The 11214-nt window shown below is 69.7% G+C and carries 11 protein-coding genes; 9 read left to right on the top strand and 2 right to left on the bottom strand.

Features of this window, described 5'->3' with window-relative positions:
- Nucleotides 1–207: 207 nt before the first annotated feature.
- Both AVW11_RS29360 and AVW11_RS29355 read left to right on the top strand, forming a co-directional pair.
- Nucleotides 208–1104, top strand: coding sequence for a tRNA (adenine-N1)-methyltransferase (locus AVW11_RS29360; RefSeq protein WP_030833375.1), 897 nt, complete (start codon nt 208–210; stop codon nt 1102–1104).
- Nucleotides 1105–1291: 187 nt separating this feature from the next.
- Entirely contained in the window at nt 1292–1897 is a 606-nt protein-coding gene (locus AVW11_RS29355; protein ID WP_420713463.1) for a hypothetical protein, read from the top strand.
- 4 nt (nt 1898–1901) lie between these two features.
- Here AVW11_RS29355 and AVW11_RS29350 read toward each other — a convergent pair whose 3' ends face one another.
- Complete coding sequence (locus AVW11_RS29350; protein ID WP_030853056.1) at nt 1902–2222, bottom strand: ferredoxin; 321 nt, start codon at nt 2220–2222, stop codon at nt 1902–1904.
- Nucleotides 2223–2486: 264 nt separating this feature from the next.
- On the opposite strand from AVW11_RS29350, the gene arc reads away from it, so the two are divergent.
- From arc to prcA, 6 genes are all read left to right on the top strand, one after another.
- Entirely contained in the window at nt 2487–4253 is a 1767-nt protein-coding gene (arc, locus tag AVW11_RS29345) for a proteasome ATPase (RefSeq protein WP_030655926.1), read from the top strand.
- Nucleotides 4254–4514: 261 nt separating this feature from the next.
- On the top strand, nt 4515–6026 hold the full coding sequence (gene dop / locus AVW11_RS29340; RefSeq protein WP_030853053.1) for a depupylase/deamidase Dop: 1512 nt from the start codon (nt 4515–4517) through the stop codon (nt 6024–6026).
- A 172-nt stretch (nt 6027–6198) separates the two neighbouring features.
- Complete coding sequence (locus AVW11_RS29335) at nt 6199–6411, top strand: ubiquitin-like protein Pup (protein WP_030016348.1); 213 nt, start codon at nt 6199–6201, stop codon at nt 6409–6411.
- A gap of 177 nt (nt 6412–6588) precedes the next feature.
- Nucleotides 6589–7026: an endonuclease domain-containing protein gene (locus AVW11_RS29330; RefSeq protein ID WP_107423353.1), complete on the top strand. Its 438-nt coding sequence runs from the start codon at nt 6589–6591 to the stop codon at nt 7024–7026.
- On the top strand, nt 6978–7817 hold the full coding sequence (gene prcB, locus AVW11_RS29325; RefSeq protein ID WP_076046515.1) for a proteasome subunit beta: 840 nt from the start codon (nt 6978–6980) through the stop codon (nt 7815–7817). The genes AVW11_RS29330 and prcB overlap by 49 nt, the downstream gene beginning before the upstream one ends.
- Before the next feature lie 43 nt (nt 7818–7860).
- A complete protein-coding gene (prcA, locus tag AVW11_RS29320) occupies nt 7861–8625 on the top strand; it encodes a proteasome subunit alpha (RefSeq protein ID WP_060178569.1) in 765 nt (254 codons plus the stop codon).
- Between the two features lie 72 nt (nt 8626–8697).
- Here prcA and AVW11_RS29315 read toward each other — a convergent pair whose 3' ends face one another.
- Nucleotides 8698–9696 carry a LacI family DNA-binding transcriptional regulator gene (locus AVW11_RS29315; protein ID WP_076046514.1) on the bottom strand — a complete coding sequence of 333 codons (999 nt, stop codon included), beginning with the start codon at nt 9694–9696 and terminating at the stop codon, nt 8698–8700.
- Between the two features lie 135 nt (nt 9697–9831).
- On the opposite strand from AVW11_RS29315, the gene AVW11_RS29310 reads away from it, so the two are divergent.
- Entirely contained in the window at nt 9832–11094 is a 1263-nt protein-coding gene (locus AVW11_RS29310) for an MFS transporter (RefSeq protein ID WP_076046513.1), read from the top strand.
- Nucleotides 11095–11214 lie beyond the last annotated feature (120 nt).

Genomic DNA, 11214 nt, shown 5'->3' with positions numbered 1-11214 from the left:
CGCCCACGCCGCACAGGTTAAAGATCAAGCTAAGGGCTGTCCCGAAATCCCAGGCGGGCGCACGACGACAGCCACGGCACCTCGCTGCGTTGTCGGAACGCCCGAATGCGCCCAGTGGGGACAGCGCTTAGCCCCGGTCCCAGCCGGGGCACGTCCCCCGTCCCGGCCGTGGCACGGCCCCAGCCCCGAAGCCAATACACTGGTCACATGTCCGAACCGACCGGTGCCGCCCGCCGACGCGGGCCCTTCAAGGTCGGGGACCAGGTTCAGCTCACCGACCCCAAGGGCCGCCACTACACGTTCACGCTCGAAGCCGGGAAGAATTTCCACACCCACAAGGGTTCCTTCCCCCACGACGAGCTGATCGGTGCTCCCGAAGGCAGTGTTGTCCGTACCACGGGGAACGTCGCGTACCTCGCGCTGCGCCCCCTGCTCCCCGACTACGTCCTGTCCATGCCCCGCGGCGCCGCCGTGGTCTACCCCAAGGACGCGGGCCAGATCCTGGCCTTCGCCGACATCTTCCCCGGCGCCCGCGTCGTGGAAGCGGGAGTGGGCTCCGGCTCCCTGAGCAGCTTCCTGCTGCGCGCCATCGGCGACCAGGGCATGCTCCACAGCTACGAGCGCCGCGCGGACTTCGCCGAGATCGCCACCGCCAACGTGGAACGCTACTTCGGCGGCCCCCACCCGGCCTGGCAGCTCACCGTCGGCGACCTCCAGGACAACCTCTCCGACACCGACGTCGACCGCGTCATCCTGGACATGCTCGCCCCCTGGGAATGCCTGGAGGCCGTCTCCAAGGCCCTCGTCCCCGGCGGCATCCTCTGCTGCTACGTGGCCACCACCACCCAGCTGTCCAAGACCGTCGAGTCCATCCGCGAGATCGGCTGCTTCGCCGAGCCGCAGCCGTGGGAGTCGATGATCCGCAACTGGCACGTCGAAGGCCTGGCCGTCCGCCCCGACCACCGCATGATCGGCCACACCGGCTTCCTCGTCACCGCCCGCCGCCTCGCGGACGGCGTCGAGCCGCCCATGCGCCGCCGCCGCCCCGCCAAGGGCGCCTACGGCGAGGACTACGAGGGCCCCGGCAGCGACCGCTCCGCGTAGGGACCGCCGACCCCCGCTCCGACCCAACACGACGGCGCTGCGGCGCAGTTCCCCCCACCCCGGGGGAACTGCACCGCAGCGCCTTTTCGTTGTCTCCGCACCGACCTCGGACCCTGCCGTTCCACCTCCGTGTGAGGTGTGGCACGATGCTGGCTCCCCGTCACCCTTCGCACAGGAGACACCCCGCGTGCTGCACACCCCCGCCACGCTGGCAACCCCGGACGCCCCGGCCCACACCCGGGCCAGGCCCCTCCACTGGCTCGCCACGGCCACCGCCATGGCCGCCGTCATAGCCGCAGCGGGACTCGTACAGCCGGCCACCGGCAGCCCGGCCACCGGCAGCCCGGCCGCCGAGGAACCCGCCGCGAAGGGCCCCCAGGCCGCCGCCCCCGACCCGGCCACCGCCACCTACCCCCTCGACTGCAAGGGCGCGGCCCGGGCCGTCACCGCCACCGCCCAGGGCGACCTCGACGGCGACGGCCGCCCCGAGACCGTGGCGGCCGTCCGCTGCGACGCCGGCTCCGGCACCCCGCCCCACGCGATCTACGTCCTCACCCAGGACCCGGCCGAGGGCTCCCGCCCCCGCGTCGTGGCCACCCTCCTGGACACCCCGCAACGCCTGACCGCCACGGAACTGACCGTGCGCGACCGCACCGTCACCGCGAGCCTCCTCGGCTACTCCGGGCCCGACGTCCCCCGCTGCTGCCCCGACAAGAAGCAGCTCGCCAAGTGGCGCTGGAGCGACGGAAAATTCCGCCAGGAGCTGACGGACTCGGCCGCCAGGAGTGTTTGAAACGTCACTCCGCGTCCGGACCGAAGACCTCCACCCCGTCCGAAACGCGCCTTACGTGGATGCAGTCACCCGGGCATTCCTTCGCCGAGTCCACCACGTCCTGGAGCAGCGGCAGCGGGACCGGAGTGGTCGCCCCCACCTCCTGCAGCAGCTCGTCGTCCGCGCTCTTCACGTACGCCAGACCGTCGATGTCCAGCTCGAACACCTCCGGCGCGTACTGCGCGCAGATGCCGTCCCCGGTGCACAGGTCCTGGTCGATCCAGACCTCGAGCGACTCGCCGGCCCCGCCGGCGCCGCCCGTCGGAGCGTCCTGCTGCACGGTCATATCCCCTGCCGTTCCCTGCGGTGAGTGATCCATCCCGATCACAACCCGCAGCAAGTCGCGCGGGCCCTGACGGGTGTTGAACACATCGACCTTACAACCGGCGGCTTCCCGAGTTTGATGGGTGGGTATTTCCTTGGCGTGAGGGAGTACGCAAGGGTGAAGATCGGACACACCTCTATCGTCTTTGTGATCTAGGGGTTTCAATCACCACCAGCCCAGGTAGGGTCAGGAAGCGTCCAGCTCCCCTTGGAGGAGGTGAGGACCGTGGCAGCCCACGACGACGACATCAACCGCGGCATCCGGCCCGCGCGAGGGTCCGAGGACCCCGCCGGCCAGGTTGCCTATCTCGAGCAGGAAATCGCCGTCCTGCGACGTAAGCTCGCCGACTCTCCGCGACACACGAGGATTCTCGAAGAGCGGATCGTCGAGCTCCAGACAAATCTGGCCGGCGTCTCCGCACAGAACGAACGACTGGCGAATACCCTCCGTGAGGCCCGCGACCAGATCGTGGCCCTCAAGGAAGAAGTCGACCGGCTCGCACAGCCGCCGGCAGGCTTCGGTGTCTTCCTGCAGGCGAACGAGGACGGCACCGTCGACATCTTCACCGGAGGCCGAAAGCTCCGCGTGAACGTCAGCCCCAGCGTCGACCCGGAAGACCTCCGGCGCGGCCAGGAGGTCATGCTCAACGAGGCCCTCAACGTGGTCGAGGCCATGGAATTCGAGCGGGCCGGGGACATCGTCACCCTCAAGGAGATCCTCGAGGACGGCGAGCGCGCCCTTGTCGTGGGGCACACCGACGAGGAACGGGTGGTGAGGCTCGCCGAGCCGCTCCTGGACATCACCATCCGCCCCGGCGACGCCCTCCTGCTCGAACCCCGCTCCGGCTACGTCTACGAGGTCGTCCCCAAGAGCGAGGTCGAGGACCTGGTCCTCGAAGAGGTCCCCGACATCGACTACGACAAGATCGGCGGCCTGGGCGACCAGATCGAGCTGATCCGCGACGCGGTCGAGCTCCCGTACCTCTACCCCGACCTGTTCAAGGAACACGAACTGCGGCCCCCGAAGGGCATCCTGCTCTACGGCCCGCCCGGCTGCGGCAAGACGCTCATCGCCAAGGCCGTCGCCAACTCCCTTGCCAAGAAGGTCGCCGAGGTGACCGGACAGGCCCAGGGGAAGTCCTACTTCCTGAACATCAAGGGCCCCGAACTCCTCAACAAGTACGTCGGCGAGACCGAGCGGCACATCCGCCTGGTCTTCCAGCGGGCCCGCGAGAAGGCCAGCGAGGGCACCCCCGTCATCGTCTTCTTCGACGAGATGGAATCCCTCTTCCGCACCCGCGGATCCGGGGTCAGCTCGGACGTCGAGAACACCATCGTCCCGCAGCTCCTCGCCGAGATCGACGGCGTGGAGGGCCTGGAGAACGTCATCGTCATCGGCGCCTCCAACCGCGAGGACATGATCGACCCGGCCATCCTGCGCCCCGGCCGCCTCGACGTGAAGATCAAGATCGAGCGTCCGGACGCCGAGGCCGCGAAGGACATCTTCGCGAAGTACCTCAAGGCCTCGCTGCCCCTGCACACGGACGACCTGTCCGAACACCAGGGCTCCACGGCCGGCACCGTCCACAGCATGATCCAGACCGTCGTCGAGCAGATGTACGCCGAAACCGAGGAGAACCGCTTCCTCGAGGTCACGTACGCCAACGGCGACAAGGAAGTCCTCTACTTCAAGGACTTCAACTCGGGCGCGATGATCCAGAACATCGTCGACCGTGCGAAGAAGATGGCCATCAAGGCCTTCCTCGAACACAACCAGAAGGGTCTCCGCGTCTCCCACCTCCTCCAGGCATGCGTGGACGAGTTCAAGGAGAACGAGGACCTGCCCAACACCACCAACCCGGACGACTGGGCCCGAATCTCCGGCAAGAAGGGCGAGCGGATCGTATTCATCCGCACCCTCGTCACCGGAAAGCAAGGCGCGGACACCGGACGCTCCATCGACACGGTGGCGAACACCGGTCAGTACCTCTGAAGCGGGGCGGCTGCGGATGCCCTCCCCGGGCATCCGCAGCCGACTGCTTTACCCGACCGACCGACCGGCCGTATTCCAGCCGGTGACAGGGCAGATTCAATGACGGAAATGATCTCCCCACGAGCGCGCAGTGGTTCTAGGCTCTTCCGTACCGCCGGTCGCGCAGTGCGGGGACGGGCACCGCACAGTCACACGCACCGGAGCACCAGCGGTACTTGAGCGCCGCCCCCGTCAGGGGCGCCGCCGGGCAAGGAGGGCCGCATGACCGTACGGCGAGTAATGGGGATCGAGACGGAGTACGGGATCTCCGTCCCCGGTCACCCGAACGCCAATGCCATGCTCACCTCGTCCCAGATCGTCAACGCCTACGCGGCGGCGATGCACCGGGCGCGACGCGCCCGCTGGGACTTCGAGGAGGAGAACCCGCTGCGGGACGCCCGCGGCTTCGACCTCGCCCGCGAGGCCGCCGACAGCAGCCAGCTGACCGACGAGGACATCGGCCTCGCCAACGTCATCCTGACGAACGGCGCACGGCTCTACGTCGACCACGCACACCCCGAATACAGCTCCCCGGAGATCACCAACCCGCTGGACGCCGTGCTCTGGGACAAGGCCGGCGAGCGGATCATGGCCGAGGCCGCCGTCCGCGCCGCCCAGCTGCCCGGGGCCCAGCCGATCCACCTCTACAAGAACAACACCGACAACAAGGGCGCCTCCTACGGCACGCACGAGAACTACCTGATGAAGCGGGAGACCCCCTTCTCGGAGATCGTGCGCCACCTGACCCCCTTCTTCGTCTCGCGACAGGTCGTGACCGGCGCGGGACGGGTGGGCATCGGCCAGGACGGCCGCGAGCACGGCTTCCAGATCAGCCAGCGCGCGGACTACTTCGAGGTCGAGGTCGGCCTGGAGACCACCCTGAAGCGGCCCATCATCAACACCCGGGACGAACCGCACTCCGACGCCGAGAAGTACCGCCGCCTCCACGTGATCATCGGCGACGCGAACCTCTCCGAGATCTCCACCTACCTCAAGCTCGGCACCACGGCGCTCGTCCTGTCCATGATCGAGGACGGGTTCATCGGCGTCGACCTGGCCGTCGACCAGCCTGTACGCACCCTCCACCACGTCTCCCACGACCCCTCGCTGAAGTACCTGATCACGCTGCGCAGCGGCCGGACACTGACCGCGGTGCAGCTCCAGATGGAGTACTTCGAGCTGGCCAGGAAGTACGTGGACGAGCGTTTCGGCTCGGACGCGGACGAGCAGACCAAGGACGTGCTGTCCCGATGGGAGGACGTCCTGGGCCGCCTGGAGAGCGACCCCATGAGCCTGTCGGGAGAGCTGGACTGGATCGCCAAGCGGGAGATCCTGGAGGGCTACCGGCGCCGGGACGGCCTCGACTGGGACGCGGCGCGGCTGCACCTGGTGGACCTCCAGTACTCGGACGTACGGCCCGAGAAGGGCCTCTACAACCGCCTGGTGGCCCGCGGCAAGATGAAGCGGCTGGTGGACGAGCCGGCGGTGGAACGGGCCCAGAGCAAGCCTCCGGAGGACACCAGGGCGTATTTCCGCGGCCGCTGCCTGGAGCAGTACGCGGACGACGTGGCGGCGGCCTCGTGGGACTCGGTGATCTTCGACCTCCCGGGCCGGGACTCCCTCCAGCGGGTCCCGACGCTGGAGCCCCTGCGGGGGACCCGCAACCACGTCAAGGAGCTCCTGGACCGCTGCCGCACGGCGGAGGACCTGGTCCGGGTGCTTTCGGGGCAGTGAGCGGGCCTGAAATGCGATCGGTCCGGGAATCATGAAGAGAACCGGACTGTGAAAGTACGGGGACGAATGTCGGACCCTCCCTATAGGGTCCGACGTAGGGTCTGATCTTGAGAGATCCCGAATCCCGGGGTCTCTCGACGTGAGCGTGCGAACCGAGCGGGGTGAGGTAGACATGGCGACCAAGGACACCGGCGGCGGACAGCAGAAGGCGACGCGCTCGACCGAGGAGGTCGAGGAGGCGGCGGTCGAGGAATCGACCGACCTCAAGGAGCGCCAGGAGAAGCTCTCCGACGACGTCGACTCCGTACTCGACGAAATCGATGATGTGCTCGAAGAGAACGCTGAGGACTTCGTGCGGTCCTTCGTGCAAAAAGGTGGCCAGTAGGGCCAGTCTGCCTTCGATTCGAAGGTGCGGGTAGTGGTCGGTGGAACGAAGCGATGCTCCCGATGCGGTGAGGAGAAGCCGCATCGGGAGTTCGCTCCCAAGCGAGCGAATCTCGACTGATTGCAACGGCATTGCCGTGATTGTGGTGCCGCGTCTCACCGTAAGCGGGCGGAGGCAATGGGCAGGCAGCCCAGGCCGACCGCCGGAGACGGCTACAAGTACTGCCTCGGGTGTGGTGAGGTGAAGCCGCACGACGAGTGGCATCGGAATAAGTCAGCCGTCGACGGTTTGGCGACGCGTTGCAAGGCGTGCCGTGTCGTCGACGGTCGGATCGGTCACCTCAAGCGTGCTTACGGCATCACAGAAGCCCAATGTGGCGAAATGATCGCAGCTCAGGGCGGGCTCTGCCGCATCTGCCTAAAGGCTCCGGCTGCGCATGTGGATCACTGCCACGAGACGGGTAGGGTCCGTGGCGTACTGTGCTTCAACTGCAATACGGCTATCGGACTGTTGGGAGACGATCCCGGCACCATCCAGCGGGCCATCTCATACCTGGAGGGAAACGCGTGGAAGCCAACAATCGTGGCACAGGGCGTCTACCGGCAGCCTTCCTGACGCCGGGGTCCTCGTCCTTCATGGACTTCCTGGGCGCGCACTCGCCGGAGATGCTGCCCGGCAACCGCAAGCTGCCGGAGGGTGTCGTCGAGGCGCCGCACGGGACGACCATCGTGGCCGCCACCTTCCCCGGCGGGGTCGTGCTCGCCGGTGACCGGCGGGCGACCATGGGGAACATGATCGCGCAGCGGGACATCGAGAAGGTGTTCCCGGCCGACGAGTACTCCGCGGTCGGCATCGCCGGTACCGCCGGCCTGGCCGTGGAGATGGTCAAGCTGTTCCAGCTGGAGCTGGAGCACTTCGAGAAGGTGGAGGGGGCGACCCTCTCCCTGGAGGGCAAGGCCAACCGGCTCTCCACCATGATCCGTAGCAACCTCGGCATGGCGATGCAGGGTCTGGCCGTGGTGCCGCTGTTCGCCGGCTACGACGAGGCCAAGGAGAAGGGCCGGATCTTCTCCTACGACGTCACCGGCGGCCGCTCCGAGGAGCACGGCTACGCGGCGACCGGTTCCGGTTCGATCTTCGCGCGGGGCTCCATGAAGAAGCTCTACCGCCCGGACCTGACGGAGGAGCAGGCCACCACGCTGGTGGTGCAGGCGCTGTACGACGCCGCCGACGACGACTCGGCGACCGGCGGGCCGGACCTGTACCGCCACATCTACCCGATCGTCACCGTCATCACCGACGAGGGCTTCCGCAGGCTGACCGAGGACGAGTCGCAGGCGCTCGCCCGCTCGGTCACCGATCGTCGCCTCGAGCAGCCCGACGGCCCGCGCGCCGCCCTGCTCTGATCGCCCGTCACCTCGTCGCCCAGAAGAAAGGGACGGAAAGCCGGTGTCGACTCCGTTCTATGTGTCACCCCAGCAGGCCATGGCCGACCGGGCGGAATACGCCCGGAAGGGCATCGCCCGCGGTCGCAGCCTTGTCGTGCTGCAGTACGCCGACGGCATCGTGTTCGTCGGCGAGAACCCCTCCCGTGCGCTGCACAAGTTCAGCGAGATCTACGACCGGATCGGCTTCGCGGCCGCCGGCAAGTACAACGAGTACGAGAACCTGCGGATCGGCGGTGTGCGCTACGCCGATCTGCGCGGATACACCTACGACCGTGACGATGTGACGGCCCGTGGGCTGGCCAACGTGTACGCGCAGACCCTCGGCACGATCTTCTCGAGTGCCGGTGAGAAGCCGTACGAGGTGGAGCTGGTGGTGGCCGAGGTCGGTACGACGGCCGCCGGCGACCAGATCTACCGGCTGCCGCACGACGGTTCGATCGTGGACGAGCACGGCTCGGTCGCGGTCGGCGGCAACGCCGAGCAGATCAGCAGCTACCTGGACCAGCGGCACCAGGACGGGATGACCCTGTCGGAGGCACTGAAGCTGGCGGTGGCGGCGCTGTCCAGCCAGGCCAACGGTGCCGACAAGGCGATTCCGGCCGAGCGGCTGGAGGTGGCGGTGCTGGACCGGACGCGGTCGCAGCAGCGCAAGTTCAAGCGGATCCGGGGCCGGCAGCTGTCGCGGCTGCTGGAGGCGGACGTGCCGGCCGCGGCGCAGGCGGACGCCGTGTCGAACGACGAGGCTCCGGAGGACGACGCGGAGTAGGACCAGGACCCGGGTGCGTGGCCCCGGTCGCCCCTCGGGGGGTGGCCGGGGCTTCGTCGTGTCCGGGCGCGGTTAGGGGGTCGGGGCCGGTCCCGTGGAGTCGCGGACGACGAGGGTGACGGGGATGTCGGGGGCGGTCCAGGGGGTGCCTTCGAGGACGGCCAGGAGGGCGGCCATGCCCTGCTCGCCGACGCGTTCGGCGGGGAGGTGGACGGTGGTGAGTTCGGGTTCGACGGCGGTGGCGAGGGCGAGGTCGTCGAAGCCGGTGACGGAGAGGTCCTCGGGGACGCGCAGGCCGAGGCGGCGGGCGGCCTTGCAGGCGCCGGCGGCGAGGATGTCGTCGTCGCAGACGATGGCGGTGGGTCGGCCCTGGGGGGCCGCCAGGGCGGCCTGCATGGCCGTACGGGCGCCGTCGGGGGTGAGGGGGGACCGTACGGTGCGCAGCTCGGTGTCGGGGCCGAGGAGGGTGCTGAGGGCTTCGGCGCGGGCGTGGAAGGTCCAGGAGTCGACGGCGGAGGCGAGGTGGAGGAAGCGCCGGTGGCCGAGGGCGAGGAGGTGTTCGGTGACCTGGCGCATGCCGTCGGCCATGGCGAGGTTGACGTGGGCGGCGGAGCCTGCGGCGGCGGGGTCGCTGTCGAGCATGACGAGGGGGAGGGTGTCGCCTCCGATGGCTTGGAGGGCGTGGGCGGCCATGGAGGAGGCGATGACTCCGTCGAGGGCGGCGCGGGCGGAGGCGAAGGGGTCGCGGGCGGGGCCGGTGCCGTCGGGGGAGGGGTAGAGGACGACGCCGAAGCCGTGTTCGGCGGCGACGCGGGCGGCGCCGGTGTAGACGCGGGCGAAGAATTCGTTGGTGAGGGCGGGGACGACGAGGAGGGCGGTGCGGGTGGAGCCGAGGCGGAGGTTGCGGGCGGCGAGGTTGGGCCGGTAGCCGAGGCGGGTGGCGGTCTCGCGGACGTGGCTGGCGGTGCGTTCGGAGACGCGGCCGGGCCATTTGCCGCCGAGGACGAGGGAGACGGTGGCCTGGGAGACCCCGGCGGCGGTGGCCACGTCCCGGCTGGTGGGTCTCGTCACACGGGGCTCCTGTGGTGCGAGGTCAGGGGTGGTGGTGCGGTCAGCGGGGTGGACCCGCGGGCTGGGGCCATGGTACGTATGACTGGTCACGTTATACGTATTACCTCGGCTGGGGCCGGGCAGAAGGGGGCCGTCATGGCCGCGGGATACGCGGAGCTGCTGAGGACGCGGCACGCCGCGAGGCTGCTGGCGGGGACGCTCGTGGGGAGGCTGCCGAACGCCACGGGCCCGATCGCGATCGTGCTGTTCACGCGCGCGGAGGGCGGCAGCTACAGCCTGGCGGGGGCGCTGGCCGCGGTGTACGGGCTGGCGAACGCGGTGGGCCAGCCGCTGCTCGGGCGGGCCGTGGACCTGTTCGGGCAGCCGCGGGTGCAGCTGCCGGCGGCGCTGCTGTCCGCGCTGGGCATGGCGTGGCTGGCACTCGCGGGCACCGGGTCGGTGGTCGTGGCGTACGCCGCCGTGGTGGTCGGCGGGCTCTTCACGCCGCCGCTGGAGGGCGGGCTGCGGGCCCTGTGGCCGAGCGTGCTGGGGGGCCGTGAGGAGAAGGTGCACGCGGCGTACGCGATGGACGCGGTGGCCCAGGAGGTCATGTTCACGGTCGGCCCGCTGCTGGTGACGCTGTTCGTGTCGCTGTGGTCGCCGGCCGGGGCGCTGCTGGCGCTGAACGCGATCGGGGTGCTGGGTGCGCTGTCGGTCGTGGTCAGCGAGCCGTCGCGGAAGTGGCGTTCGCAGCCGCGGGAGGCGCACTGGCTGGGCGCCCTGCGCTCGCGCGGGCTGCTGGCGCTGCTGGGCGCGTTCTTCTTCGTGGGCATGGCGCTGGGTTCGATCACGGTGGCCGGTGTGGCGTACGCGGACGGCAACGGGGGCCAGGCGGTCTACGGCTGGCTGATGGCGGCTCTGGGGCTCGGCGCGCTGATCGGCGGAGTGTTCTACGGCGCGCGGCAGTGGGCGGGTGCGCCCGAGCGGCGGCTGCGGCTGCTGGTGGCGCTGCTCGCGGTCGGCTACCTGCCGCTGCTGCTGGTCCCCGGGCCGGTGGCGATGACGGCGTTGGCGGCGCTGTCGGGCGTGTTCCTGGCGCCGTCGCTGGCGTGCGCGTTCATCGTGGTGGACCGGCACGCGCCGGCGGGCACGGTGACGGAGGCCTTCTCGTGGCTGGTGACGTTCTTCGGCGTGGGCGCGGCGATCGGTACGGCGGCCGCGGGGCCGGCGGTGGAGCTGGGCGGCGCCGCGTGGGGCTTCGGCGTGGCGTGTGCCGCGGGCGGTGCGGCGCTGCTGGTTCTGATGGCGACTCAGCGGGCGCTGTCAACTGCGGGCCACAGCCGTGCGGTGGCGGGTTCGGCGCGGGGAGTGCCGGACGGCGCCGACGGGGTGGCCGCGCAGGCCCGGTCGGCGCAGTGACGCTCGGGCGCGTCGGTGCGGCGCGCCCGCGGTTTTCACCCGCCGCCGCCCGGTGTTCGGCGGCCTGCTCGGGGGAACTGATCGAAACGGCGGCTGCGAACCCGGTTTCAGAAGAGGGCA

The organism is Streptomyces amritsarensis (assembly GCF_001953875.1).
In the GTDB taxonomy this organism is placed as follows: Bacteria; Actinomycetota; Actinomycetes; order Streptomycetales; family Streptomycetaceae; genus Streptomyces; species Streptomyces amritsarensis.
Note: the sequence above shows the minus strand (reverse complement) of the source record. Positions and strands in the feature narration are given on the sequence as shown.

Coding starts and splice junctions, on each gene's coding strand:
- AVW11_RS29335 (WP_030016348.1), top strand. CDS start 6,199: ATGGCGACCAAGGACACCGGCGGCGGACAGCAGAAGGCGACGCGCTCG.
- AVW11_RS29350 (WP_030853056.1), bottom strand. CDS start 2,222: ATGACCGTGCAGCAGGACGCTCCGACGGGCGGCGCCGGCGGGGCCGGC.
- AVW11_RS29310 (WP_076046513.1), top strand. CDS start 9,832: ATGGCCGCGGGATACGCGGAGCTGCTGAGGACGCGGCACGCCGCGAGG.
- dop (WP_030853053.1), top strand. CDS start 4,515: ATGACCGTACGGCGAGTAATGGGGATCGAGACGGAGTACGGGATCTCC.
- AVW11_RS29330 (WP_107423353.1), top strand. CDS start 6,589: ATGGGCAGGCAGCCCAGGCCGACCGCCGGAGACGGCTACAAGTACTGC.
- AVW11_RS29360 (WP_030833375.1), top strand. CDS start 208: ATGTCCGAACCGACCGGTGCCGCCCGCCGACGCGGGCCCTTCAAGGTC.